This is a genomic window from Myxococcus sp. XM-1-1-1 (genome assembly GCF_020037095.1).
Lineage (GTDB): Bacteria > Myxococcota > Myxococcia > Myxococcales > Myxococcaceae > Myxococcus > Myxococcus fulvus.
Genome location: NZ_JAIQDH010000014.1, coordinates 179,784 through 203,679, shown reverse-complemented (window position 1 = coordinate 203,679; position 23,896 = coordinate 179,784). Strand labels below are relative to the sequence as shown.

At 70.5% G+C, this 23,896-nt stretch carries 22 protein-coding genes; 14 read left to right on the top strand and 8 right to left on the bottom strand.

All coding sequences use genetic code 11. The features are described from left to right. Positions 1–51 precede the first annotated feature (51 nt). The gene (locus K8640_RS25725; RefSeq protein ID WP_223749485.1) at positions 52–477 is read right to left on the bottom strand and encodes a helix-turn-helix domain-containing protein; all 426 of its coding nucleotides are present in this window, start codon (positions 475–477) and stop codon (positions 52–54) included. A 203-nt stretch (positions 478–680) separates the two neighbouring features. Between K8640_RS25725 and K8640_RS25720 the strand changes: the two genes are divergently transcribed. After that, on the top strand, positions 681–1,034 hold the full coding sequence (locus K8640_RS25720; protein WP_223749484.1) for a hypothetical protein: 354 nt from the start codon (positions 681–683) through the stop codon (positions 1,032–1,034). A 190-nt stretch (positions 1,035–1,224) separates the two neighbouring features. Beyond that, positions 1,225–3,120 (top strand): ribonuclease R family protein, encoded by a 1,896-nt coding sequence (locus tag K8640_RS25715; RefSeq protein ID WP_223749483.1) that lies wholly within the window; start codon positions 1,225–1,227, stop codon positions 3,118–3,120. Between the two features lie 14 nt (positions 3,121–3,134). Here K8640_RS25715 and K8640_RS25710 read toward each other — a convergent pair whose 3' ends face one another. Together K8640_RS25710 and K8640_RS25705 are read right to left on the bottom strand one after the other, a co-directional pair. Further along, on the bottom strand, positions 3,135–3,893 hold the full coding sequence (locus K8640_RS25710; RefSeq protein ID WP_223749482.1) for a hypothetical protein: 759 nt from the start codon (positions 3,891–3,893) through the stop codon (positions 3,135–3,137). A gap of 197 nt (positions 3,894–4,090) precedes the next feature. Beyond that, positions 4,091–4,588, bottom strand: coding sequence for a YkgJ family cysteine cluster protein (locus tag K8640_RS25705; RefSeq protein WP_223749481.1), 498 nt, complete (start codon positions 4,586–4,588; stop codon positions 4,091–4,093). A 584-nt stretch (positions 4,589–5,172) separates the two neighbouring features. Between K8640_RS25705 and K8640_RS25700 the strand changes: the two genes are divergently transcribed. Next, positions 5,173–7,212 carry a PilZ domain-containing protein gene (locus K8640_RS25700; protein WP_223749480.1) on the top strand — a complete coding sequence of 680 codons (2,040 nt, stop codon included), beginning with the start codon at positions 5,173–5,175 and terminating at the stop codon, positions 7,210–7,212. A gap of 84 nt (positions 7,213–7,296) precedes the next feature. Here K8640_RS25700 and K8640_RS25695 read toward each other — a convergent pair whose 3' ends face one another. After that, positions 7,297–10,266, bottom strand: coding sequence for a M36 family metallopeptidase (locus K8640_RS25695; RefSeq protein ID WP_223749479.1), 2,970 nt, complete (start codon positions 10,264–10,266; stop codon positions 7,297–7,299). A gap of 282 nt (positions 10,267–10,548) precedes the next feature. Then, positions 10,549–11,532 (bottom strand): NYN domain-containing protein, encoded by a 984-nt coding sequence (locus K8640_RS25690; protein ID WP_223749478.1) that lies wholly within the window; start codon positions 11,530–11,532, stop codon positions 10,549–10,551. A 246-nt stretch (positions 11,533–11,778) separates the two neighbouring features. On the opposite strand from K8640_RS25690, the gene K8640_RS25685 reads away from it, so the two are divergent. After that, complete coding sequence (locus tag K8640_RS25685; protein ID WP_223749477.1) at positions 11,779–12,261, top strand: hypothetical protein; 483 nt, start codon at positions 11,779–11,781, stop codon at positions 12,259–12,261. Positions 12,262–12,332: 71 nt separating this feature from the next. On the opposite strand, the gene fba is transcribed toward K8640_RS25685, so the two are convergent. Together fba and K8640_RS25675 are read right to left on the bottom strand one after the other, a co-directional pair. Continuing rightward, the gene (gene fba, locus K8640_RS25680) at positions 12,333–13,427 is read right to left on the bottom strand and encodes a class II fructose-bisphosphate aldolase (protein ID WP_223749476.1); all 1,095 of its coding nucleotides are present in this window, start codon (positions 13,425–13,427) and stop codon (positions 12,333–12,335) included. Between the two features lie 114 nt (positions 13,428–13,541). Next, a complete protein-coding gene (locus K8640_RS25675) occupies positions 13,542–14,318 on the bottom strand; it encodes an HAD family phosphatase (RefSeq protein ID WP_223749475.1) in 777 nt (258 codons plus the stop codon). 206 nt (positions 14,319–14,524) lie between these two features. On the opposite strand from K8640_RS25675, the gene K8640_RS25670 reads away from it, so the two are divergent. From K8640_RS25670 to K8640_RS25645, 6 genes are all read left to right on the top strand, one after another. Then, positions 14,525–15,838, top strand: coding sequence for an aspartate aminotransferase family protein (locus K8640_RS25670; RefSeq protein WP_223749474.1), 1,314 nt, complete (start codon positions 14,525–14,527; stop codon positions 15,836–15,838). 18 nt (positions 15,839–15,856) lie between these two features. Further along, positions 15,857–16,894 carry a zinc-binding dehydrogenase gene (locus K8640_RS25665; protein WP_223749473.1) on the top strand — a complete coding sequence of 346 codons (1,038 nt, stop codon included), beginning with the start codon at positions 15,857–15,859 and terminating at the stop codon, positions 16,892–16,894. Between the two features lie 20 nt (positions 16,895–16,914). After that, positions 16,915–17,553: a hypothetical protein gene (locus K8640_RS25660; RefSeq protein ID WP_223749472.1), complete on the top strand. Its 639-nt coding sequence runs from the start codon at positions 16,915–16,917 to the stop codon at positions 17,551–17,553. A gap of 66 nt (positions 17,554–17,619) precedes the next feature. Beyond that, positions 17,620–18,537 carry a carbohydrate kinase family protein gene (locus K8640_RS25655; RefSeq protein WP_223749471.1) on the top strand — a complete coding sequence of 306 codons (918 nt, stop codon included), beginning with the start codon at positions 17,620–17,622 and terminating at the stop codon, positions 18,535–18,537. A 26-nt stretch (positions 18,538–18,563) separates the two neighbouring features. Then, positions 18,564–19,439 (top strand): SDR family oxidoreductase, encoded by an 876-nt coding sequence (locus K8640_RS25650; RefSeq protein WP_223749470.1) that lies wholly within the window; start codon positions 18,564–18,566, stop codon positions 19,437–19,439. A gap of 8 nt (positions 19,440–19,447) precedes the next feature. Further along, positions 19,448–20,488, top strand: a complete 1,041-nt coding sequence (locus tag K8640_RS25645; RefSeq protein ID WP_223749469.1) for a hypothetical protein — start codon at positions 19,448–19,450, stop codon at positions 20,486–20,488. Positions 20,489–20,499: 11 nt separating this feature from the next. On the opposite strand, the gene K8640_RS25640 is transcribed toward K8640_RS25645, so the two are convergent. Next, complete coding sequence (locus tag K8640_RS25640) at positions 20,500–21,252, bottom strand: pyridoxine 5'-phosphate synthase (RefSeq protein ID WP_223749468.1); 753 nt, start codon at positions 21,250–21,252, stop codon at positions 20,500–20,502. A gap of 147 nt (positions 21,253–21,399) precedes the next feature. Between K8640_RS25640 and K8640_RS25635 the strand changes: the two genes are divergently transcribed. From K8640_RS25635 to K8640_RS25620, 4 genes are all read left to right on the top strand, one after another. Continuing rightward, the gene (locus K8640_RS25635) at positions 21,400–21,579 is read left to right on the top strand and encodes a hypothetical protein (protein WP_141326135.1); all 180 of its coding nucleotides are present in this window, start codon (positions 21,400–21,402) and stop codon (positions 21,577–21,579) included. Between the two features lie 116 nt (positions 21,580–21,695). Next, on the top strand, positions 21,696–22,517 hold the full coding sequence (locus K8640_RS25630; protein ID WP_223749467.1) for a hypothetical protein: 822 nt from the start codon (positions 21,696–21,698) through the stop codon (positions 22,515–22,517). A gap of 5 nt (positions 22,518–22,522) precedes the next feature. After that, complete coding sequence (locus K8640_RS25625; RefSeq protein ID WP_223749466.1) at positions 22,523–22,834, top strand: hypothetical protein; 312 nt, start codon at positions 22,523–22,525, stop codon at positions 22,832–22,834. Continuing rightward, the gene (locus tag K8640_RS25620; protein ID WP_223749465.1) at positions 22,827–23,888 is read left to right on the top strand and encodes an iron-containing redox enzyme family protein; all 1,062 of its coding nucleotides are present in this window, start codon (positions 22,827–22,829) and stop codon (positions 23,886–23,888) included. Before K8640_RS25625 ends, K8640_RS25620 begins: the two co-directional genes overlap by 8 nt. Positions 23,889–23,896 lie beyond the last annotated feature (8 nt).

Sequence of the window (23,896 nt, the reverse complement as noted above, 5' to 3'; positions counted from 1 at the left end):
CCCGGACGGACGCGAAAGTCGCGGTCGAAGAAAAGTCCACGAATATCGACATCACGCCGACTTCAACGAATTCTTGATGTCGGGTTCAGGTGCGGCGTGCCTGCGGGGAGGGCTTGCGGGAAGGGTGGCGGCGAGGGCGTTGAGCAGGCGCAAATCCGAGCGGGACAGGCCGCGCAGCGTCTTGCGGAGGTCCACCAGGGCGGTGGACTCGACGCGCGGGGTGGGTGGAGGGCGCTTGCGACCCGGGGGTGTCTCGATGCTCGCGTCCAGGGCGAGCAGCTGATGGGGCGGCACGCGCAGCACGGTGCACAGGCCCTTGAGGGTGTGGAGGCTGGGGAGCATGTGGCCGCGCTCCAGGCGCGCGTACACCTCGCGGGCCACGCCGAGCCGCTCGGCCACCACTGCCTGCGTCAGTCCCATGTTCCTCCGGGCCGTGCGCGCGGACATGCCCAGATGGATTCCAAGCTCGGTCTTCATTCTTCGTCCGTCGTCAGGAAGGACGCGGAGGCCCCCTCGCCACCGCGAAGGAGCGACCCTACTCCGCGCCGCTCGCGGGACGCACCCACCGTGAAGACTTCCAGGGTGTGCCGTGATGTGTGTCCATGCGGCGCGGGTGGTGTTGGCGCGAGCGGCTGTGTGAAAACCGAGGGGCGATTCGCGCTGGCTGAGGAGGGTGGGGCATGGCGATGAAGACGGTGTGGTTCGACTTCGAGAACACGCGGGACACACCCGTGGAGCTCGTCATGGAGCCCTGGGGGATGCCGTACACCGTGCAGCCTGGCGGCCGGCTCGACATCGCCTGTGAGGGGCCGGAGGAGGGAGAGCTCCAGGTGAAGCGTCAGGCGGAGGGTCACGTCACCCTGTTCGCCTGGGCGGGGGCCACGTACCGGGTCCTGGAGGGAGGCAAGGAGGTCGACTCCAACGACCTTCCCGTGCCCGGCCTGCCACCGGGGCTCTCCACGAAGCAGTTCGTGGAGACGCTGTTCGGTTCGGTCGAGCAGCGCCGGGCGATGCGCGACGAGCCCGAGGACTAGGGCGTCAGGAGAACGGGGCGCCCCGCGTCCGGGCCACCGTTCTCATCGTGTTTCGCGCGCTGTTCCCAGCGAGCCCGGGCTCCCCTCGTGAGCCGGCCTCCGGACAGCGCCCTCCTTCCCACTTCACATTCCGCGCGTCCGTGTCGCCCGTCCCCGCTGGGACCTGGGCTAAGACGCGCTCCAAGGTTCCATGGATACTCCTGTTTCTCCCCGCACCGTCACCGGCCGCATCGATGTCCACCCGCGAGGCTTCGGCTTCCTCACCGTGCAGGCCCCGGGCTCGCACGAGGTGCTGTCCGCCTTCATCCCGCCCCCGGACCTCAACCCGCTCTTCGCCGGCGACATCGTCACCGGCACCGTGACGGCCGCCGCGGACGGCCGCTGGACGGCGAGCCACCTGTCGCTGGTGGAGCGCCCCCGCACCCGCGTCTATGGCGAGGTCGTCTCGCGCAAGGGCGCCCTGTTCCTGCGCATCGACCGCGAGGTGGGCAACGCGGACTGGGTGCTCGACGCCGGCGCCACCCGCGTGCAGCACGGCGACGCGGTGGTCGCCTCCATCGCCGACGGCAAGGTCGTGCTGCTCTACAAGGTCGAGGCCGGCGAGGACCGCTCGCTCGAGCGCATCATCGCGCGCCATGGCCTGAGCAAGGACTTCTCCGCGCAGGCCCTGGAGGACGCGCGGCTCGCGCGCGAGGTGCCCCACGCCGTGGGCTCCCGACGCGACTTGCGCGACGTGCCCACCGTCACGGTGGACGCGCCGTCCACGCGGGACATCGACGACGCCATCTCCGTGCTGCCCGCGGGACCCGACGGCGCGCTGCGCCTGCTGGTCTCCATCGCCGACGTGGCCGAGCGCGTGAAGGAGGGCACCGTGCTCGACGCGGAGGCCCGTGAGCGCGCCACCAGCGTGTACATGGCGGGCCGCGTGCTGCCGATGCTGCCCGAGTCACTGTCTTCGGACTGGCTGAGCCTGGTGCCGGGACAGGAGCGGCACTGCCTCACGGTGGAGCTGCGCATCGACCCGCAGGGCCGGGTGACGGCGGCGGACGTGTACGAGAGCGTCATCCGCTCCTGGGCGCGGCTCAACTACGACGAGGTGGGCGCCTTCCTCGACCGGGGCGAGGTGTCTCCGCCCATGGAGCCGGTGCGCGAGGTCATGCCGTGGTTCCGCCTGGCCTCGGCGCGACTGGCCGTGGCCCGTGGCGCGCGCGGCGGCATGGAGTTCGCGCGAGATGAGGCGCGGTTCACCTTCGACGCGTCCACCGGCGCGGTCTCCGGCCTCGTCTCCGAGCGCCCCACGTCCGCGCACGGGATGATTGAGCGCTTCATGGTCGCGGCGAACGAGGCCATCGCCACGTGGATGCTGGCGCGCGGCCTGCCCGGTGTCTTCCGCGTGCACGAGCAGCCGGACCCGGAGCGGGTCGCGGACCTCAACGCGTTCGCGGAGCACTCGGGCTTCGCCGCGGGCTTCGGACGGGAGCTGACGCCGCTCGCGCTGGCCGCGTTCGACCGGCAGATTGTGGGCGCCGCCGCGGAGCCGGCGCTGCGCTCGGTGCTGCGCCGCTCGCTGGGCCCGTCGCGCTACACCGTGAAGCCGGGGCCGCACTTCGGCCTCGCGGCGCCCCTGTACCTGCACTTCACCTCGCCCATCCGTCGGTACGCGGACCTGGCGGTGCACCGCACGCTGAAGGGCTACCTGCACGGGCGCCGCGACTACCTGGACGAGGACCCGACGGTGGAGTCGCTCGCCGTGCACATCAACATGCGGGCGCGCTCGGCCAACCGCGCGGAGACGGACCGGCACCATGTGCTGGAGGCGCGGTGGCTGGCGGGCCACGTGGGCAAGGAGTTCTCCGCGCGCATCGTCCGCGTGAAGCCCTTCGGCCTGGTGGCGCAGCTCGACGGCATGCTCGCGGAGGGGACGCTCCCCGCGGAGGGACTGCCCGGCGGCCCGTTCCGTCCGGACGCGCGCGAGCTGTCGCTGGTGGGCAAGGAGCGCGCCTTCACCGTGGGCATGCCGGTGACGGTGAAGGTGGCCTCCACCGACGAGCAGCTCGGACGCGTGGAGCTGGCGCTCGTCGGTTAGACACGGGGGGCGCCTCAGCCGGCGAACGGGAGCCCCTCTGTCTTGGACGAGAGGACGCTCTCGCTCACCCAGCCGACGAGGCCCGTGGAGGACTTCACCAGGAAGGCGTGGGCCTTGACCTTCTGGTTGCCCTTCACTCCGCTGGGCACGGTGACGGGCACGGCGAGCAGCACCTGGATGGCGGAGCCCGTGGCCAGCTGGGCGACGGGCTTCGACGTCGTGCGCTGCTGGAAGATGGGGAAGGACTCGCGCACCTTGGCCTCCTGCCCCACGAAGTAGAACTCCTGGGGCACGTGGTCGAGCTTGCCGGCCTTCGCGTCGAGCACGTACTTGTCGACGCGCGTCCAGAACGACTGCCACGTGCTGGAGAGGATGATGTTGTTGCCCTTCGCCTCGATGGGCGAGCGCACCGAGCCCAGCGACTTGAGCGCCTTGCCATCGAACGCGTAGAGCGTGCTGGCGCTGTCGTGGTCCGTCATGCCGGTGTGCACGGCGACCTCCTTGCGCGGGTCCCCGCTGTCGATGTCGATGATGACGAAGCCGTGCACCTCCGCGTCCGAGCGGACGTTGACGGTGGCGGCGCCGACCTTGAGCACGTAGCCGAACCCCTTGGGGCCCTCCTGGGTCTCCAGCGAGATGTCCTCCGGCTTCCCGTCGCCGTTCAGGTCGACGGACGCGGCCTTCACCAGCGGTTCGTCCCCCGCGAGCGCGAGCGGGGCGTGCAGCAGCGCGAAGGACGACAGGGCGATGGTGGGGAGGAGCGACGTCTTCATGATGGAGATGACCTCGTGAGGACCTGGGCGTCGGGTGAAGGTGCCGCGCGGCGCGCATCGTAGCCTCGCCCGTCCTTCCCGAAGGGCTCCATGCGCCGGTGTCACGCCCACGCGCGCCGGAGCGGATTCACCCGCGCTTGTTGAAGCGGGCCGCGTTGAAGGGATTCCAGCTCACGCCCACGCGCGCTGGAGCGGACTCACCCGCGCCGGCCGAAGCGTCCCCGGAAGTGCTTGTCGAGGAAGGCCTCCGTGCTCGCGTAGGCATCCTGCGCGCGCTGGGACAGGGGCCGCGCCGGGTGGGCCTGGGCCGCGCGCCGCGCCCGCTGCATCACCGAGCGGGGCGCGTCCGGCGTCGTGCCCTCCGGCAGCTCGCGCTCCAGGGTCGCCCTCAGCGCATGGGCCTGGTCGACCACGCCGAGCGCCTCCTCCAGGGAGACCTCCTTCTCGGCGAGCGCGGCGAAGAGCTGGCAGTGGTACCGGCGGCAGCTGGAGGGCCGGTCCGCGTACACGGCGCAGGTCCGGCCCTCCAGGGCGCCGCAGTGCTGGGCGAGCGCCTGGGTACCGTCCTCACGGCGCGCGAGCGGGACCCCGCGCCGCTCAAGCGCGGTGGCCTCGTCGGGCTGGAGCGAGACGTGGGTGAAGAGGCTCCCGTCACAGCACATGCCGCAACGGAGGCAGAGGGTGGACAGGGGCATCGTCTCCCCCTAACGCGTCCGGGCACGTCGTTCCATCTCGACGAGGCGCGGAAGGTGCCCCCGCACGCCTGCCCGTGGGTCGGGGTGCTACCTCCAGGGTGGCCAGGTACGTCCCCCTCCTCCGAGGGAGCCGTGCGCGGACCCGGGCCCACACCGGACCGGGTCGAGAACCTGTTCAGGCGGGCAACGAAACAGTGTCCATCGAGCCCGGGAAGCGCCCTGTGCCGCACGGTTCATCCGAGCCCCTCGGGGATCCGCGACCCCGGCGCCGATGTCGAGGAGGTGACGGGGAGCCTGCCCTCGTGGGCGGACAAGACTCGATACGTGCCGGGATGGGTGAAAGCGGACCCGACGGCGAAGCGGTGGGTGTGTCTGGCTTCCGCGAGGCGACTTGTCCCTGAATCCCAGGGGGTTGGCGCGCCGGATGTGGTTCCGCCACGCCTGTACTGTCGAACAAGTTCCCCGCCCCGCAGGAGTGGGCAGGCTATATGAACCCCGGTTCACCCAGGTGGTATCCGTACCGGGGGACTGCTTCCTTTCGCGCGAAGTCGTACAATCGACTCCCTTCTCACAACGGAGCTGGCATGCAGGCGGACACACGGGACGGGACGCGCGGCCGGGAGTCGGTGCTCGGCTACCGGGTGGGGACGGAGCTGACCGCGGTCGCCTCGTTCGGCGACGGTGACTCGCCGGGCCGCCTGGTGCAGCTCTCGCTCGAGCACCTGACATTGCACCTGGACTCCAGGTCCTTGCCGAGCCCCGGACAGGCCGCGTCGGTGGTGCTGGGCCAGGGTGAGCGCTGGGCCACGTCGCTGGCCGCGGAGGTGACGGAGGTGCGCGGCGGCAAGCCGGAGGTGAGCCTGCGCTTCGTGTCGCCGCCGCTCGACGCGGGCCGGCGCATCGTCACGGTGCTGGAGGCGCTGCGCGACAACGGCCTGCTGTTGCCGCCCGAGACGCGGCCCGTGTGGAAGGAGCGCATCGACCGCAAGGAGCGCGTGCTGCGCATCTGCGAGGCGCTGGTGGGACGCCAGGCGCGCGGAGTCGCCCGCACGCCACAGGGCCAGAAGGTCTGTGTCACCGCCGTCCACTTCGACGCGCACAACGGCCGCATGGGCTGGCGCTTCGAGGGGCCGCTGCCGCAAGGGCCCTTCGTGCTGGAGGCCTTCGGCTACAGCAGCGTCGTCCACCTGGAGATCCACGACGCGCGCGAGGAGGCCGGCTGGGTGATGATGTCCGTGCCCACGGAGGTGGTGCGCTACCGCCACCGCTGGCTGCGCCGCGCCCCGCCGAGCAGCCCGTGCACGCTGTCCTTCGACCACCCGCTGTGGCCCCAGGTGCACGTGCGCCGGCCGGTGTTGGATTTGTCCTATGAGGGCCTGGCCTTCATGACGGAGCCGGGCGAGGACCTGCTCTATCCCGGGCTGCGCCAGCCGGTGTTGGAGGTGGCCATGGAGGGCATGGCGCCGGTGCGGCTGCGCGCGGAGGTGCGCAACATCTCCGGCACCGCGGCGGGCCGTCGGTGCGGCATGTCCGTGCGGCCGCTGGACGCCGAGGGCGCCCGCGCGTGGCGCGCGCTGGTGGAGGCGCAGATGCATCCGTCCACCCGCGTGGAGGGTGACTGGGGCGACGCCACGTGGAAGCTCTTCCAGGGCTCGGGCTACTTCGGGCTGCCGGGCAAGTCGCCCGAGGACTTCACCGAGGAGCGCCCCTGGTTCGACGCCACGCAGGAGCGGCTGGAGGGCCGCACGCGCCTGGGCTACCGCGTGGTGCGTCCGGCGGGTGAGTCGCTGGAGGCCACGCTGTCCGTGGTGAAGCCGTACGAGGGCACATGGATGGCGCACCAGCTGGCGCGTCAGGCGGTGCCCGGTCAGCGCAGCTCCGCGCGCGAGGCGCTGCGCGACATCTACCTGCGCGGCTACGAGCCCACCCAGGTGGACCCCGACGTGAAGTGGTTCATCGCCTACTGCGAGGCGAACGTGCGCTGGGTGCGCTTCACCAAGTTCGACTTCGCCAGCTGGTACGAGCACACCGGGCAGGCCAGCCTCACGCCCTTCCGCCTGATGGAGGCGGAGGTGGAGCGCGACTGGGACCACCCCGAGGACGTGGACGTCGCCGTGCCCACCGAGGCCGAGCAGGCCCGGTTCTTCCAGGAGGTCGAGCGCACCCGCCCCGTGGCGTACCGCGAGGCGCTGGACCTGGTGCCCGAGCGATTCGAGCTGTCGCGCGCGCGCACCAAGTGGGGCGAGGCGGGCCTGGGCCGCGAGCGCGAGCTGCGCGTGGCCCGCGTGGACGGCAAGGCCGTGGCCTTCGCGGTGATGGAGTCCGCGCAGCCGGGCCTCAACCTCTTCAACGTGCTGGACGGCGTGCGGCTGGTGACGCTCACCGACGACGCGCAGCCGGAGACGCAGCGGGCCCTGCTCGCGCTGCTGGCGCACGCTGCGGAGTGGTACCGCCCGCGCGGCCGCCGCGTCTTCGTGCACTACGTGGAGTCGGCGTGCGTGGAGTACGTCGAGCGCGCCGCCCTGGCGGATTTGGGCGAGGGCAAGCTGTGGATCATCTCCTCCGCGCTCCTGCCCGAGTTCCTCGAGCACCTGTGCGAGGCCACCACGCCCCGCGTCGCCTGAGACGACGAAGGCCGGGTGGCCCGAGATGGCTCCACCCGGCCCTGTGTGTGCTTCAGGTCGGCCTCACACGAGGCCGACAAGGGCCTACTGCACGGACATGCGCACGTAGTACGTCACGCCGCCGATGTCCTGCGTCTTGGCCTCCTCGTGCTTCGGGTCCTCGAGCACGGCCGCGAACTCGTACTGGACGAAGTCGTCGGTCTGCTTTCCTTCCTTCCACTCGCGGTCCCGGAACTGGAGGCCCACGGGGAACTCCTGCTCGGGCTCCAGCCGGATGGCGATGCGGGCCTTGGTCGGGTCCGTGACTTCGAAGCGCGTCTCGCCCACCTGCTCCAGGCCCTCGATTTCGCCGCCCTGCGCCTTCAGGTGCTCCATCAGCTCGCGGCCCAGGTCCACCACGATTCCGCCGCGCTCGAGCAGCGGGCGCTTGGCCTGCACGGTGCGGTCCTGGAAGCGCAGGTTGAACAGGCGGCCTTCCGTCAGCGTGTTGCGCAGGATGAACGTGGCCTCGGAGAAGCCGAACGGGATGAGGTTCACCACGTTGGTGTTGCGCCAGATGATGTTGTTGTTCTGGCGGGTGTTGTGGTCGGGGTTGCCCAGCTCCGGGTGCGTCATCGGGTCCTGCCGCGTCACCAGGCGCGCCAGCAGGCAGTAGTGGCCCGCGGCGGCCGGGTTCCACTGCACCACCACCTCGTCATCCGCGCCGGCCGGCAGGTGCACCACCTTGGCCTCGCCAATCTCCACCCAGAGGTTGGGCCACGAGGTGCTGGTGGCCGCGGCGGTGCCGTACACCTTCACCATCACGTTGTGCGCGTCCACCGTGCTGCGGTTGCGCACCTTCACGTGCACGAAGTTCGGCTGGCCGGCCTCCGGGTTCTCGTGCGGACCGGGCGTCGCCGTGGTGCGCACCCAGATGTCCTCGCTCTCCCACATGCCGTTGGCCGCGGTGGCGGCGTCCGGCTCGGCGCCCGTGTCCCACGGCTTGTCCTTGCCCCACACGTCCGTCTTGCACGCGGCCGGCACGTTGAAGCCGTTGACGGGCGCGGTGCTGGCGGGGCCCACCGAGTTGGCGTCCACGCCCAGGCCGAAGTCGGCGAAGGCCGTCCACAGCCGGCACACGTCCTCGCCGTTGTTCAGCGCCGTCGCGGCCGTGATGATGCCGTCGCGCACCTGGGTGAAGGTGGGGCCGCAGGGCGTGTTCTTCAGGCCCTCGTTGAAGTACAGCATCATGCGCTGGTTACCGGCGCCGCCCGCGGCGTTGTACAGGTTGGTGCTGAAGCCCCAGCGGTCCACCAGCGACCAGTAGGCCTCCCACATCGCCTGCGCGAAGACGGAGCCCACGCCATGCGGCACGGCCATGCCGTTGATGCTGGCGTAGGTCCAGTTGTTCACCGTCTGGTTGGTGCTGTAGCGCTTGGTGCGGATGCCCAGGCCCGTGGTGGGCTGGCCCATGGCGTAGGTGCCCATGCCGCGGCCCTGCGGCCCGGTGTCCGTGGGGCGCGCGGTGTACATCAGCGCCAGGAAGTCGCTGATGCCCTCGCCCGGCTGCTGGTTGTTCTGCAGGCAGTTGGCGTTGCTGGGGCCACCCACCTGGCGGTTGGAGATGCCGTGCCCGTACTCGTGCACGATGATGCCGCTGTCCAAATCACCGTCGCGGCGGGGGAAGGTCTGGTTCCAGACGAACATCTCCATGCGCGGGCGCTGCCCGTCCGGCGGAGACGTGAAGTAGGCGTTGTTGAGGCCGTAGCCGTCCTGCGCCTCGGCGCGCACGGAGTCGTTGCCCAGGCCCCCGTTGCCGTAGGTGTTGTGCTGGAAGTTGCCGGCCGCCTCGTCGAACCCGTACTGGTACTGGATGTCGTGGATGATGTTGTTCCAGTAGAACAGGTTGGTGATGGCCGCCGGCTTGTACGTCGACGGGTCCTGCGTCAGGTCCAGCAGGAAGCTGCAGGTGAGGCCGGGGCCGCAGTCGGGCTGCAAGAGGGGCGGCACGTCGGCGTTGGCCGAGTCGTCGTAGGCGTGGACGTTGTTGCCGCGGTGGAGGGTGTACTCGGCCCCCGGGATGCCGTCGGTGTCGTGCCAGCCGTAGGGTGACGCGATGAGGTTGGCGGGGTTGAGCAGGCTCAGCCGGCCGTCCATGGGCGGCAGCGGCGTGTTGTGGATGGGGCTCTCCACCGGGCGCCGGTAGACGGAGTACGCGTCCGACGCGGTCCAGTCGAAGCGCGTCCACACCTCGCCGGTGTTGGCGTCCACGGTCAGGTCGTAGACGTGCTTGCTGTCGGGCGTGTGGACCTGGAAGTTCCACACCAGCCGGGCGTCACCGGGGCGGATGGGCAGCAGCGCGAGCTCGGCGTCGATGGGCTCGGTGGACAGGCCGGACTGCTCCACGCGGGTGCGCTGACGGGGGCCGTCCTGCTTCTCCAGCGCGCGGGGCGCGGTGGCCAGCTTCAGGCCGAGGTGACGCGCGGCGCCGGTGACGGCGGCGGCGGCGCCCAGGCGCGGCTGGATGCTGGCGACGCTCCGGGCGAGCGACGGCAGGAAGTCGCTGTGCACGCTGAGCACGCGGCCCTGGCTGTCGACGTTGATCTGCAACTGGCCGTTGTAGAGGGGCAGGCCCTCGTGCGTCTGGCGCAGGTAGAGGTGGGTGATACCCGTCTGCCGCGAGTAGACGCGGTCGGTGACCTCCAGGCTGGCCAGGTCCTTGAGCTCCAGGCCGAGCAGCTCGTACTGGTTCTGGACGAAGGTGAGGCCGACGGCGAGCGCGTCACCCTTGAGGGGGGAGGTGAGCGCGCCCACGGGGTTGACCAGCGAGCGCACCAGGCCCGTGGTGGCGTCGTGCTCCACGCGCAGCTCGGGCACGCTCTTGCGGAGCTGGGCCGCCTTGTCCTGCTGCTTCGCGCTGAGGCCCTGGCGCAGGCCCTGGTTGTGGGCGACGCGGGCGTCGTGGCTGCGCACGCCCTCCGAGCCTTGGACGACGGCGAACGCCGAGGGCGCGCTGCAGACGCCCATCAGCACCAACGCCTGGGTGAGGCGTCGGCGGAAATGACCCTGTGACATGTTGGAATGCTCCGCGGTGAAGGCCGGTGGGGGATTTGAAAACCCGGCGAGCCCGCACAGAGCAGTGGACGTGCCAACGACGCCTTCCGGGCCAACACCGGAAGCGCTGTAGCGTGGGCCGTCACAAAAACGGCGGATTCGTAGCGGAAGGCGTCACGGATGACGGCGGTGACTTCGCCGTAACTTCTGGAGATTCCTGGGGTCCAGGTCGAACCCCCTCCCCCGTTTCATGCGACGACCTGGGGGCGTGGAGCCGCTGAGCGGCCCCACTGCGCCACGGTGTTACAGCCCGTCGTCCTCGTCCGGGTCGGGATAGGACTCCAGCTCCTCCTCGACCTCCTCGACGCGGCCCTTGCCGTGCTTCTTGCCCTTGGACTCCTTGGGCTCCTTGGCGTCGCCGCCGTGGCCCAGGTCCGCGTCGGCGCCGACCACGTACCACTGGCGGCCCTGCTGGATGCGGCGCAGCACGCCCTCCTGCTCCAGCGCGGCGAGCAGCTTGGCGAAGGTGGCGAAGCCGTACTCGCTCTCGTCGAAGTCCGGCTCCTTGCGGACGATGGTCTCCTTGATGAGCGAGGGGTTGACCGGGCCTGTCGCGCGGGCCAGCAGGTTCTGCACCACCTCGCGGGCAATCTGCGGCACGTCCGACTTGGCGTGGCCCTTGTTGCCCGACGGCGCCTGCTTGTCGGCCTCCGCCTTGCCACCCTTGCCCCCGGCATCACGCCCGTGCCGGCCGCGCTTGCCGTGCCCCGCCTCCTCGGACGCTCCACCGTGACGACCCTTCTCACCCTTCTCCGAGCGCTGACGGGTGCGCAGGTAGATGAACTCGTCACACGCGTTGACGAACAGGGGGGAGGTGGACTCCTTCACCGCCAGCCCGATGACGGTGCGGCCGTTCTCGCGCAGCTTGTACGCCAGCGGGCAGAAATCACTGTCGCCGGAGGCGATGACGAACGTGTCGATGCTCTCGCGCGCGTAGCACAGCTCCAGCGCGTCGATGACCAGGCGCATGTCCGCGCCGTTCTTCCCCGCGCGCGTGGAGGGCGGCACGTCGATGAGCTCCACGCCGAACCGGTGCAGCCCAATCTTCGCGTCGCTGAAGCGCGACCAGTCACAGTAGGCGCGGCGGAAGACCACCTTGCCCTTCTCCAGCAGTCGGTCGAGCGAGGGCTGGAGGTCGAAGTTGGAGGCGCTGATGCCTGTATTGGTGACGAGGTTCTCGAAGTCGAGAAAGAGGGCGATGCGGTGCTCGTTGGTCCGACCGTTCACGTGAGGCCTCTGCGGTATGGCGCCCCGGCGCGTCTTCCGTCCGGAAGGGCGCCCGCCGGGCCTTGCGGGTGCACCCTAGCCTGTTCCCACCGGCATGGGGCGCGGGTGTTCGCCGGCTGAACACTCGGGCCACAGCGTCGGCCTGTCCTTCCGGGAGGTGGCCGGGGCACCCTCCAGGCGTGAGCGCCGGGGCGTGACCTAGCTTCAGGCAAACGGGTCGAGGACCCCCGAGCCGGAGCATGCGTCATGACACGAACGAGGTGGAGTCGCTGGAAGAGTTGGGCCCTGGCGGTACCCGCCATGGGCGCGCTGCTGGTGCCCGCCGTGGGCGCCGCGGAGATACCCAACCATGACTCGCGAGAGTACCAGCAGAGCCAGATTGAGTTCGACAGAACCACCACGCGGGCCTCCGTCCTGCCTCCGCTCAACCTGGGCGGCATGATTGGCGTGGACGTCACGCCCACGCAGGGCCAGGTGCCCATCGTCCAGGGGCCCAAGGTGGACACGCTGCCGGACCCCAAGCGCACGAAGCAGATCTCGGGCGAGGTGGTGGAGCTGGGCAACGACGTCCTCTACATCCAGGAGGACCAGCAGGGCGCCGTCATCCCGCTGGACCTGCAGGCGCTGCGCCTGACGCAGACGCCCCGGGAGGGCCAGAAGGTGGTGGCCGACTACCAGGTGGAGAACCAGACTCAGAACCTGGCGACGGCGCTCCAGGGAGAGAAGTGAGCGCCGCCTGCTTCAGGGACCACTCCGGGGGAGCCGCCGTCCCGCGCGCTCCTCCCCCGGAAGGGCCGTGACTACCTGGCCTTCTTGCCGACGACGGTGTCCGGGCGCGCGTTGTCGCCGTACTTGCCCGCCGCGTAGTCACGCGCCATCTGCTCCAGCGTGACGTGCGGCACCTTCTTCGCGTGGCCGGCCTGGCCGAACTGCTTCATGCGCTCCTCGCACACGGCCTGCATCGCGGCGCGCGCGGGCGTCAGGTAGTAGCGCGGGTCGAACTCCTCCGGCTTCGCGGTGAACGCCTTGCGGATGGCGCCGGTGATGGCCAGGCGGTTGTCCGTGTCGACGTTGATCTTCCGCACGCCCGCGCGGATGCCGCGCTGGATCTCCTCCACCGGCACGCCGTAGGTCTCCTTGATGCGCCCGCCGTTGGCGTTGATGATGTCGCACAGCTCCTTGGGCACGGAGCTGGAGCCGTGCATCACCAGGTGGCAGTTGGGGATCTTCTTGTGGATCTCCTCGATGCGGCTCATCGCGAGCACGTCACCGCTGGGCTTGCGCGAGAACTTGTAGGCGCCGTGGCTGGTCCCCATCGCGACGGCGAGCGCGTCGATGCCCGTGCGGTTGACGAAGTCCACCGCCTGGTCCGGGTCGGTGAGCAGTTGGTCCAGCGTCAGCTTGCCCTCGGCGCCGTGGCCGTCCTCCTTCTCGCCCATGCCGTGCTCCAGCGAGCCCAGCACGCCCAGCTCACCCTCCACGGACACGCCGAAGCGGTGCGCCACGTTCACCACCTCGCGCGTGACGGCCACGTTGTACTCGTAGCTGGACGGCGTCTTGCCGTCGTCCTCGAGCGAGCCGTCCATCATCACGCTGGTGAAGCCCATGCGGATGGCGCTGATACACGTCTCCGGCGAGTTGCCGTGGTCCTGGTGCATGACCACCGGAATCTCCGGATACAGCTCCACCGCGGCCTGCATCAGGTTCCGCAGGAACAAGTCGTTGGTGTACTTCCGCGCACCGCGCGACGCCTGGATGATGGCCGGGCTCTGGGTGGCGCGCGCGGCCTCCATGATGGCCTGGATCTGCTCCATGTTGTTGACGTTGAGCGCGGCGACCCCGAAGTTGTTGGCGGCGGCGTAGTCGAGCAGGGGACGCAGGGCGATGAGCGGCATGACTGTGTCTCTCCGTGGCGGATTGGAAGAAGTGAGTGAGGGCGCCTGAGTTAGCACGGACGCGGCGGCGGACGCCCCCAAAAGCTCGCCGGCCGCGTTCCCCAGCGGACGCTGTCAGCGACTGGCCACCGGGTGCAATTGGACCAGCAAGGGGAGGCTCGCCGCGCGCTCCATCAGCCGGGGCTTGGGACGCACCGCCACCGGCACCCGGGACGCACCGAGCATTTCCAGGTCGAACACGTTGTCGCCGAAGGCCGCGTACAGGGGGCGCTGGGTGCGGGCCCTGAGGCACGTCACCTTGCCGGGGCCATAAGGGATGGGCGACACCACGTCCGTCCACACCACGCCGTCGCGGGACTGGGGCGTGCTCGCCACCACCTGCTCGGGGGGGATGCCGACGACGCGCGCGGCGGCCTGCACCACGGCCAGCGGCGAGGCGCTCACCACGTAACAGGGCACGTCGTGCGCTCGTGCCCACTCCAGGACACGGTGAACCTCGGGGTGGACGCGCTCGGCCACGCCGTGTGACTCCACCACGCCGCGAGCGAAGTCGGACAGCGCCTCGAGCGTCCAGCCCGCGGCCACCCACGTGGCCATCTCGCAGATGTCCTTCTCCGGAATGCGGCCGGCCTGGAAGGCGGAGAACACGCGGCGGGCCAGCGTGCTGGGGCTGCCCTCGGTCTCCAGGCCGTAGTGGGTGGTGACGGCCGTGAGGCGGGGCCGCACGTCCTCGCGCACGGCGTCGTGCCCCGTCATGCTCATGAACAGGTCATCGCCGACGTCGCCGCTCCACAGCGTGCCGTCTCCGTCGAAGGCCAGCACTCCGCCCGGCGTGGCCTCCCGCTCGCGGGCGATGCGCTCCAGCGTCTGCTCCACGTGCTCCGTCTTCATGGCGGACATCCTGGCCGCCCATGCGCGCGCGGCCAACCCCTGTCTTTGTTTTCACGCGGAGGTGACGCGTCCTGCGAGCTGCCCGCGCGAAAAGCGCCGGGAAATGGTGACTCACCGACGGATTTTCAAGACCCCCGTTGAGACACCAGCAGCGGGGATTCGAAACGTCCAAGGGGGGACGTTTCATGCCGTTCGGGGGAGCGCGCATGTCCGGTCTCAATCTGAAGGTCCTTCCTGGGGAAGGCCCGGATGTACGAGAGGGTGCGTCCGAAGTCGCGACGGAGGGCGTCTCGAGGGCGGAGGACTTCGTCCGGGGACGCGGCATCCGGCTGGTGCGGGAGGACGGCACGGCGTTCCTCGACGCGGCGTCGGGCACCTTCAACGTGCCGCTCGGCTATGACCACCCGGAGGTGGTGGAGGCCGTCGTCGAGCAGCTGCGCCGCATGGCGCACGCCAGCTCCTCGCTGATGGCGGCGCAGGCGAAGCAGGTGCTCTCGGAGCTCCTCGCGCATGCCCCGAGTCACCTCACGGCCGGATGGATGCGCGACATCACCGGCTCCACCGCCAACGAGTGCGCGGTGCAGGTGGCCCAGAAGGCCACGGGAAAGACAGACGTGCTGAGCCTGTTCCTGTCGCATCATGGGCAGACACAGTTCACCACGGCGATTTCGGGCAACGCCTTCCGGCGCAAGGGCTTCCCGGAGGCGGTGTCACCGCACTCGGTGAAGGTGCCGGCGCCGTACTGCTACCGGTGCTTCTACAAGGCGAAGTACCCCGGCTGCGGGATGCTGTGCGTGGAGCGCATCAGCGACTTCGTGGAGTACGCGAGCAGCGGCTCGGTGGCGTGCATGCTGGTCGAGCCGGTGCTGGGCAACGGCGGCAACGTGGTGCCGCCGCCGGGCTACTTCCAGGCACTCAACAAGCTGTGTGAGGAGAAGGGCATCCTCCTCATCGCGGACGAGGTGCAGACGGGCATGGGGCGCACCGGGCACCTGTTCGCCTCGGAGGCGCTGGGCTTCAAGCCGAACATCGTCACGCTGGCCAAGGGGCTGGGCGGCATCGGAGTGCCGGTGGCGGCGGTGCTCTTCGAGGGCGCGCTGGACGTGCTGGAGAGCCACGAGCACTCCTTCACCTCGGGGTGCAATCCGGTGGCGCTCACCGCGGCGTCCGCCACGCTGAAGGCGATGACGTCCGGTCACCTGCTGGCGAACGTGCGTCGCAACGGAATCATCCTGGGCGAACTCTTGCACACCCTGGCCACGCGTCATCCGTGCGTCGGGGACGTGCGGGGGCTCGGGTACATGTGGGGGCTGGAAATCGTCCGGGAGGATGGCTCGCCGGACGTGGAGAAGACGCTGGCGCTCATCCGCGTGGCGCAGGAGCGCCACCAGCTGGTGCTGCGCGGCTCGCGCTACAGCTTCGGCAACGTGGTGAAGGTGCGTCCGCCGCTCATCGCGACGCAGGACGACCTGGAAGAAATCGTCGCGCGGTTGGGCCGCGCGCTCGCGGACGTGGGCTGACTCGAGGGGGCGTGTCACATGCGGGCATTGGTGTATTCAGCGGCCTGGGAGCTGTCGCTCCAGGAGCGCGCGGAGCCGGCGGCGCCGGTGCGGGACGAGGTGCTGGTGCGCGTGCGCGCCACCGGCATCTGCGGCACGGACCTGGGCATCATCGGCGGCGAGTACGCGGCGAAGCCCGGGGTGGTGCTGGGCCACGAGTCCTCGGGTGAGGTCGTCGCCGTGGGCCCCGCCGTGCGCGACGTGCGGGTGGGGGACCGCGTCGTCATCGACCCGACCTTCTTCTGCGGCCAGTGCCGGCTGTGTCGCTCGGGTCGACAGAACCACTGCGAGCGCAAGGGCGAGACGGAGACGGGCGTCAGCGCGGACGGGACGATGGCGCCCCTGCACAGGACGACGGAGCGCTTCCTCTACACGCTGCCCGCGCACGTGGGCTTCGAGGAGGCGAGCCTCACCGAGCCCTTGAGCTGCGCCGTCACGGGCGCGAACCAGCTGCGCCTGCGGCCCTCACTGCGCGCGGTGGTGCTGGGGGGCGGACCCATGGGCGTGCTGTACGCGTGGGTGCTGTCGAGCCTGGGGCTGACGGGCACGTTGGTGGAGCGCGCGCCGGGGCGGCGGGAGCTGTGCCGCGAGGTGGTGGACCGACGCTGGGCGGTGGCCGAGTCACTGGACGAGGTGTGCGCGCGCTACGCGAGGGACGCGGCGCCGCTCGACCTGGTGGTGGACACCACGGGCCGCATGGCGGGGGACGTGCTGCCCAGGCTCTCGCGCGGCGGACAGCTGTTGCTGGTGGGGCTCAAGCGTCACGAGGTGCCGCTGGACGTGGGCGCCATCGCGGACCGGAGCCTGTCCGTGCAGGGCTCCATCGATTCGTTGGACGGCAGCTTCGCCACCGCGCTGCACCTCATCGGCTCGGGCGTCATCCCCGCGCGCCGATTGGTGTCGCACCAGCTTCCGCTGACGCGCTTCCGGGAGGGATTGGCGCTGGTGGGCTGCGACGTGGACGCGCGGCGCCAGGGTGCTCCCGCGGGCGCGCTGAAGGTCGTCCTCCAACCCTGATGCGAGCGAGGCCCACGCACATGATTCACGGACTGCTGATTGAAGGCACGGACTACGCGGGCAAGACGACGGTGTGCAAGCTGTTGGGCGCGAGCCTGTCGGCGGCGGGGCTGCCCGCGCGGCTGGGGCACTGCTACGTGCACGACCTGCCCATCCTCGACCACTTCCTGGCCGAGGCGAAGCTCACGCCGGACCTGCTGCGGATTGATTGGCTCTACTCGGCGAACATCCTGCTGGACCTGGCGCGGTGTCATCGCGGGCTGCCGTCGGGGTTCCTGGTGCAGGACCGGCACTGGCTCAGCCAGGTGGGGCGCAACCGCTTCTTCCATCCGGAGGCGGCGGGGCTGCCGAGTCAGCTCATCTGGGATGAGCACCTCCCGTTCGCGTTCAACTACTACCTGACGTCCACGCCGAAGGCGAAGCGTGAGCGCTCGCTGCTGCGCCCCTCCAAGTCGGTGCGGGACACGTACCTGCGCGACAACCCCGAGCGTCACCAGGCCTACGACGAGTTCCTCGTGTCGCTGCTGCCGCCCGAGGAGCGCTGGGTGGTGGTGGACACGAGCGAGCTGCGGCCGGAGCAGGTGGCCGAGCGCATCGCGACGGACGTGCTGCGGCGGCTGCATGCGGAGGCACCGGTGCGTCCGGTGGTGGCGCGCTAGGTGGCGACGGCGGGGGAGCGACGAGGCCCGAGGGGCGGGCAGGCAATGCGGACACGGGGTGGAGACATGGAAGTGCTCGTCATCGGCAACAACACGGTGGACATCGTCTTCTCCACGCGCGAGGCGCTGGTGACGGACGGGAAGGTGCAGGCGGACGGCCTGCGCTTCTTCGGTGGCGGGCAGGGCGCCAACGTGGCGGCGATGCTGGGCGCGCTGGGGGTCACCACGCGCTACTTCGGTGTCTTCGGTGGAGGGGACTTCGGGAGGCTCGCGCGCGGCTCGTTGGTGGAGGCGGGCGTGCGGGTGGAGGGCAGCCTCACGGTGGCGGACTGTCCGCAGCACACGGCGGCCATCGTGGTGGACACGACGCACGGCACGCGCTCGCTGGTGATGCACAAGGACGCGCGGCTGCGGATGGACGGTGTCCCGGTGGAGGCCGCGCCGATGGATGCGTGTGGCCTAGTGTACCTGGACGGGCACGAGCCCGCCTTCTCGCTGGCGCTGGCGAAGCACGCGCGGGCGCGGGGGCTGCCGGTGTTGGCGGACGCGGAGGTGGCCGACGAGGCCCGGCCGCTGTTGCCGCACCTCACGAGCCTGGTGGCGCCTGGGAAGGTGCTGCGCGAACTGACGGGGGAGCGGGAACTGGCCTCGGCCGCGCGGGCGCTGCTGGCTGGAGGGCTGCGCGTGGTGGTGGGCACGCTGGGCGCGGAGGGGTGCGAGGGGTGGACGTCGGATGGAGAGCACCACCGCGTGTCGGCGGAGTCCTGCGAGGTGGTGGACACGACGGGTGCGGGGGATGCGTTCCACGCGGGCTACATCGCGGCGGCGCTCGCGGGGCAGGGCTTCGGTGAGGCGCTGCGCTTCGCGACGAAGGTGGCGGCGGTGAAGTGCGGCGTGCCGGGACCCCGCGCGGGAGCGGACCGGCTGGCGCTGCTGGGCACGGCACTGGGCGCGAGCGGGGGCGCGTCCTCTTCGCTGCTGTAGCGGCGAGGCGGACACGAGGCAGGGTCATGAAAGTCATTGTCACGGGAGCGAGTGGGTTCCTGGGCCGTCGCCTGATGCGCGCTCTGCGCACGAGCGGAGCCCAGGCCGTGGGGACCTGGAGCACGACGCCGCGCGAGGGCCTGGAGCGCCTGGACATCACCGACGCACGCGCCGTGGACGAGGCCTTCGCGGCGGGACGCTTCGACGTGTGCATCCACGCGGCGGCGCGATGCAATCTCGATGACTGCGAGCGGCACCGGACGCTCGCGTCGACCACCAACGTGGTTGGCACGGGCCACGTGGTGGAGGCCTGCCGACGCACGCGCACCCGTCTGCTCTACGTGTCCACGGACCATGTCTTCGACGGCGCACCCGCGAGCGCGTACGTGGAGACCGACGCGCCCCGGCCGCTGCAGCACTACGGTGTCACCAAGCGGGAAGGAGAACTGCTCGCGCTGACGCTAGAGGACGTGCTGGTGCTGCGCGTGCCACTGCTCTACGGCCTCGCGGGACCGGACGAGAAGGCCACGTTCGTCACGTCCACGCTGGAGCGGCTCGCGGCGGGACAGCCCGTGTACGCGGATGGCGAACAGGTTCGCTACCCGGTGCTCGTGGACGAGGTGGCGGCGATTCTCGCGCGCCTCGCGGGGGGAGGCGTGAACGGCGTGCTGCACTTCAGCGGCGCCGAGGCCACCACGAAGTACTCGTGGGCGCGCCGACTGGCGCATGCCTTCAACCTGGACGTGACGCTGGTGCACGCGCGCAAGGAGTCGTCGCTCGCGGCGCGTCCTCGCGACAACCGGTTGGGCTCCACGCGACTGTCCGCGCTCGGGTTCGAACCGCCGCTCACGCTCACGGAGGGACTGGACGTCCTCCGTCACCAGCGGGAGGCGGCGCGATGAGGGGGCCCGTGTCGGAAGGAGACTGGCGCGGCGTCGTGCGCGACGTGCGGGTGAACGGCCACCGCGTCACCAAGCGCGCCACGCACGGCCGGGACAAGCTCCTGCGCGAGGTGGCGTGGCTGAAGGCGCTTCCACCCAGGGCCGTCGGGTACTTCCCGCGGGTGCTGGAGGTGCGCACGGGGGAGGGCTGGGCCGAGTACGACATGGACTTCTGCCCGTGGCCGGACATGTCGCGCGTGCTGGTGGAAGGCACGCTGACGGTGGACGAGGCCATCTCGGGGACGCGGAGTCTCCTCGGCTTCGCCTTCGACGTGCTCTACGCGGACCATCACCGGCCGGCGCCGGAGGACTTCTTCCACGTCAGCTACGTGGACAAGTTCTGGCGCAGGGCGAGCGCGGGCCGGGGCATGTCCGAGCGCTTCGACCGGCTGTGCTCAGCGGAGCAACTGGACATCCACGGCCGGGTATACCCGAGCGCGGCGTCCCTGATGCGCGAGCTGCAACGCGACACCGTGTTGCTCGCGCGACTGCGTCCACCGTGCCTCGGTCGGTTCCACGGGGACTTCAAGTACGACAACGTGCTGTTCGAGCCTGCCACGGGACGCTTCCTGTTGCTGGACCCGCGCGGCTCCACCGTCACCGGGGACTCCGACAGCGACTACATGGAGGACCTGGCCAAGCTGCGCACGTGCACGCGGGGGCTCTACGACCTGGTGCGCGCGGGCGCGGCGCGGGTGAGCGAGGGCGAGGGACGCATCTCGTGGGAGTGGGCCTCGTGGGCCGGGCCGGCGTTGCAGCGCTTCGCCGCGCTGGACGCATGGCTGGTCGACGAGCTGTCTGTGAAGGCCCGCGTGCGGAGGGACGCGGACTGGCGCGTGCGGCTGGACGTGCTCGCGCCGCTGCTGCTCCTGGCGAACGCGCCGTTCCAACTCGCGCCCGTGAATCCACGGACCGAGGACATCGCGCTGGTGCTGCACGCCACGGGCGTGCGGTTGCTCGCGGAGGCGCTGGAGCTGCACGGCACCCGGGACCTGGGGGTGTCGCCATGACGGCGAGCGAATCACTCCTCCGAGGCCGCCTGGAGGAAGCCGGGCAGCACTTCACGCAGCCCCGCGATGACCGCCGCGGCCACGAAGGCATGTCCCACGGACACGAGCGTGGGGCGCACCGCGCGGATGAGCGGCGGCAGGTGACGCCGGTCCAGGTCATGCGCGGCGTTGACCTCCAGCCCGAGCTGACGCGCGCGGTCCGCCGCGAGCGCGAGGGCCTCCAGCGCACGCTCCCGCGTGGGGGTCTCGAAGCCCTCGACATACGCACGGCAGTTGAGCTCCACCGCGGCGGCGCCCGCGCGTGCGACGAGGTCCACGGCCGCCGGCTCCGGGTCCACGAACACGGAGATGCGCGTGCGTCCCTGGAGCGAGCGCACCCAGTGCGCCAGCCGTGCCTGGTCATCCTCCGCGCGCCAGCCGCGCTGCGTGGTGAGGTGCTGGGCCTCGAACGGTGTCACCACCCAGCAGCCGACGCCGGGCGTCCGCTCGAGCAGCGCGCCCAGGTCCTCGCGCAGGTCTCCGCCCACGTGCAGCGAGGCGCGCTCGTCGCGGATGACATCCAGTCGCGCGAGCGCGGAGACGTCCTCGGGCTTCACGTGCCGATGGTCCGGCCACTGGTGCACGAGCAGCGCGCGGCAGCCGCCGTCGACGAGCGCCCGCGCGGCCTCGCCGAGGTCGGGGACGGCGCTCCCACGCGACGAGCGCAGCAGCGCGACCTTGTTGAGTCCCACGCGAAGCACGGGTGTCGAGGCAGCGGCACGCATCCACGGTCCTCCGGATTCCAGGGGACCCATCCTCGCACGGTCCTCGCGCGGGGACTCATTCGATTCAGGCGGTGGGGTGTGGCCGCCACAGGTGCAGCACGCAGCACGTAGCACGCAGTCACAACCGACACATCAAGGAGCATCACCATGAACAAGCCCCGCAGCGTTGCCATCAAGCTGTCCGCCGACACCATGAAGTGCGTCGTCGGTGGCGCCATCACCACCACGAACATCCCCGTCGTCACCCTGCCGGGTCCCATCGTCACGGGCCCGGTGGTGACGGGTCCCATCCTCGAGGGGCCGGGCCGCGTCTTCCCGGTGCTGTGATTTCGCCGGTGAAGGCTGACCGCGTGGGCCGTTGAGGCTCATGCAGGGGGGCGCGGGCCGCCTGGAAACGGGCCCGCGTCGTCCTTCCTCTTCTTTTTTCCGATGTGGCGGCCCTCATGACGCAGCCTTCGCGTGACGACCTGGTGGACCTCCTGGGTGTGGACCTGGGCCAGCTGTTGGCGCTCGAGTCCCTGACGCCCGCGCTGGAGGCCGCGGTGTTCCTGTCCGGCTCCCTGGTGGAGGGCATGGGCAACGCCTTCTCCGACATCGACGTGTTCATCGTCGGCGGGGGGGAGCCGAAGGGCACCAGCCTGCACAAGGCGGGGGAGGCGCTCTTCTCCGTGCACATGCTCGGCAAGCGGCGCGTGGACTTCGAGTACTGGAGTGACGCGGCCGTGGAGCGGCTCGCCGCGAAGCTGGCCTCGCTCGACCTGAAGGAGGGGGGGCCGGACAACGTGATGATGGAGCGGCGGATGACGGAGGACGAAATCGTCTTCCTCCACCGCGTGCGCACGGGCGTCGCGCTGATGCACGACAGCCGCCTGGAGCGGCTCCGCGCCCGCTTCGACTTCCCTCGGCTGTCGCGGTGGTTGCAGGAGGTGAAGATTCGCGAGGTCGACGACGCGCTCGAGGACCTCTACGGGATGATGGAGCAGCCGGACGTGGCGCTGATGCGCGCGCGGGAGCTGCTCAACTCCACCTGCGACGCCTTCTGCCACGCGCGGGGCAGCACGAACATCCGCCGCAAGTGGCGCACCAGAATCCTGGGACAGCTCGCCGCGAGCGGTGACGCGGAGGCACGCACGTTCGAGCAGCGCTTCTGGGAGCTCCAGTTCCCCGACGGCGCGCGGCTGAGGGCGCAACCGGAGGCGCTCAAGGCCTATCTGGAGACGTGCATCCGGCTGTGCAACCAGCTCACGGATGTCATCGAGGGATGAGCGCCATGGACCTGCTCGTTCCCGTCACCCATCTGCGCGTGCGGCGGCGCCGCGCGGAGGGCCAGGTGCACCTCATCCTGGACAACTACTACTTCGACCTGGACGAGGGCACCGATGCCGTCTGGCGCGCCTGTGACGGCGTGAGGACGGTGGTCCAGGTGGCCGAGGTGCTGCATCGCGAGCGGGGCTGGGACCTGGAGCTCGCGCTCGCCGTCACGCGCCACACGTTGGGCGCCTTCGTTCAGCAGGAGCTCGTCTCGCTCGTGGCTCCTCCTTCTTCTTCCAACCCTTCAGCAGGCGGTGAGAACCATGAGTGACAGCAACGGCCACCTTCCCATCATCGGACGTGCCTGGCATCCCTCGACGCGTGAGCCCGGGCCGCTGCATCCCGCGATGCGGCTGTCCCTGGCGAGCTGGGTCCGTCCCGACGGGCTTGCGCGGCGCGAGCTGGTGCTCGGTGGGGCGCAGGGCGAGCCCTGGGAGGTGATGACCATCGACAGCGAGAGCGCGGAGAAGGCCTGGCGCGTGATTCCGCTGTTCGACGGGCAGCGCACGCTCTCGGAGCTGGCGCGGGAGACGAAGCTGGGGCTGGAGCTGGTGTCGTCGGTGGCGCAGGACCTGTATCACCGCGCGGTGCTGGTGCAGACGAGCGCGTTCGAGGTGGACGCGCTGGCGTACTACGAGCACCTGCGCTCGCTGGCGGGCATCGCGCAGCAGCGCTGGGGGCCGTCGGCGATGTTGCACCGGTTCTGGACGGGGCCGGTGTCGCGGCGCCTGGCGGTGGGGTACCTGCTGGAGAACTACCACTTCGCGCTGGCGGCCTCGTCGCACCAGAGCGCGGCGGTGGCGTCGCAGCCGACGGAGCGGCTGAAGACCATCCTGAGCGAGCACCTGTCGTTCGAGTACTGGCACCACGCGTGGTTGAAGCGCGGGTTGCTCGCGGCGGGGTTGACGGAGGTGGATTTGGAGCGGGCGTCTCCGCTCATCTCGATGCAGGCGCTCATCAACCACCTGCGGTGGTTGGGCATGGCGGATCCGCTGTCGTACTCGGCCTGTATCGGCGTGGGGGAGGGAGACCCGACGGCGCTGGCCACGGTGGGGAAGTTCTGGGAGCGCTTCACCGAGCACGGGGTGTTGCCGGTGGAGGCGTACGGGCCCTTCCGGGACCATGACGTGGGGGACTGCAGTGATGACCACGACCAGTTCGGGCGGGAGCCGTTCGCGGACTCGGGGCCGTTGACCGCGGCGGACCAGGCGCGCATCCGTCGCAGGCTCATCACGTTCTGCAGATTGACGATGGCGTACCACCGCGAGCTGCTCGACTTCTACGGTCCGGACGAGGGGCCGCTCGTCTTCACCGTGGAGGATTGAGTGGCGGC

Excerpts from the sequence above, each read along its gene's own strand:
- K8640_RS25725 (WP_223749485.1), bottom strand. The coding sequence starts at position 477 with ATGAAGACCGAGCTTGGAATCCATCTGGGCATGTCCGCGCGCACGGCC.
- K8640_RS25720 (WP_223749484.1), top strand. The coding sequence starts at position 681 with ATGGCGATGAAGACGGTGTGGTTCGACTTCGAGAACACGCGGGACACA.
- K8640_RS25715 (WP_223749483.1), top strand. The coding sequence starts at position 1,225 with ATGGATACTCCTGTTTCTCCCCGCACCGTCACCGGCCGCATCGATGTC.
- K8640_RS25710 (WP_223749482.1), bottom strand. The coding sequence starts at position 3,893 with ATGAAGACGTCGCTCCTCCCCACCATCGCCCTGTCGTCCTTCGCGCTG.
- K8640_RS25705 (WP_223749481.1), bottom strand. The coding sequence starts at position 4,588 with ATGCCCCTGTCCACCCTCTGCCTCCGTTGCGGCATGTGCTGTGACGGG.
- K8640_RS25700 (WP_223749480.1), top strand. The coding sequence starts at position 5,173 with ATGCAGGCGGACACACGGGACGGGACGCGCGGCCGGGAGTCGGTGCTC.
- K8640_RS25695 (WP_223749479.1), bottom strand. The coding sequence starts at position 10,266 with ATGTCACAGGGTCATTTCCGCCGACGCCTCACCCAGGCGTTGGTGCTG.
- K8640_RS25685 (WP_223749477.1), top strand. The coding sequence starts at position 11,779 with ATGACACGAACGAGGTGGAGTCGCTGGAAGAGTTGGGCCCTGGCGGTA.
- fba (WP_223749476.1), bottom strand. The coding sequence starts at position 13,427 with ATGCCGCTCATCGCCCTGCGTCCCCTGCTCGACTACGCCGCCGCCAAC.
- K8640_RS25675 (WP_223749475.1), bottom strand. The coding sequence starts at position 14,318 with ATGAAGACGGAGCACGTGGAGCAGACGCTGGAGCGCATCGCCCGCGAG.
- K8640_RS25670 (WP_223749474.1), top strand. The coding sequence starts at position 14,525 with ATGTCCGGTCTCAATCTGAAGGTCCTTCCTGGGGAAGGCCCGGATGTA.
- K8640_RS25665 (WP_223749473.1), top strand. The coding sequence starts at position 15,857 with ATGCGGGCATTGGTGTATTCAGCGGCCTGGGAGCTGTCGCTCCAGGAG.
- K8640_RS25660 (WP_223749472.1), top strand. The coding sequence starts at position 16,915 with ATGATTCACGGACTGCTGATTGAAGGCACGGACTACGCGGGCAAGACG.
- K8640_RS25655 (WP_223749471.1), top strand. The coding sequence starts at position 17,620 with ATGGAAGTGCTCGTCATCGGCAACAACACGGTGGACATCGTCTTCTCC.
- K8640_RS25650 (WP_223749470.1), top strand. The coding sequence starts at position 18,564 with ATGAAAGTCATTGTCACGGGAGCGAGTGGGTTCCTGGGCCGTCGCCTG.
- K8640_RS25640 (WP_223749468.1), bottom strand. The coding sequence starts at position 21,252 with ATGCGTGCCGCTGCCTCGACACCCGTGCTTCGCGTGGGACTCAACAAG.
- K8640_RS25635 (WP_141326135.1), top strand. The coding sequence starts at position 21,400 with ATGAACAAGCCCCGCAGCGTTGCCATCAAGCTGTCCGCCGACACCATG.
- K8640_RS25630 (WP_223749467.1), top strand. The coding sequence starts at position 21,696 with ATGACGCAGCCTTCGCGTGACGACCTGGTGGACCTCCTGGGTGTGGAC.
- K8640_RS25625 (WP_223749466.1), top strand. The coding sequence starts at position 22,523 with ATGGACCTGCTCGTTCCCGTCACCCATCTGCGCGTGCGGCGGCGCCGC.
- K8640_RS25620 (WP_223749465.1), top strand. The coding sequence starts at position 22,827 with ATGAGTGACAGCAACGGCCACCTTCCCATCATCGGACGTGCCTGGCAT.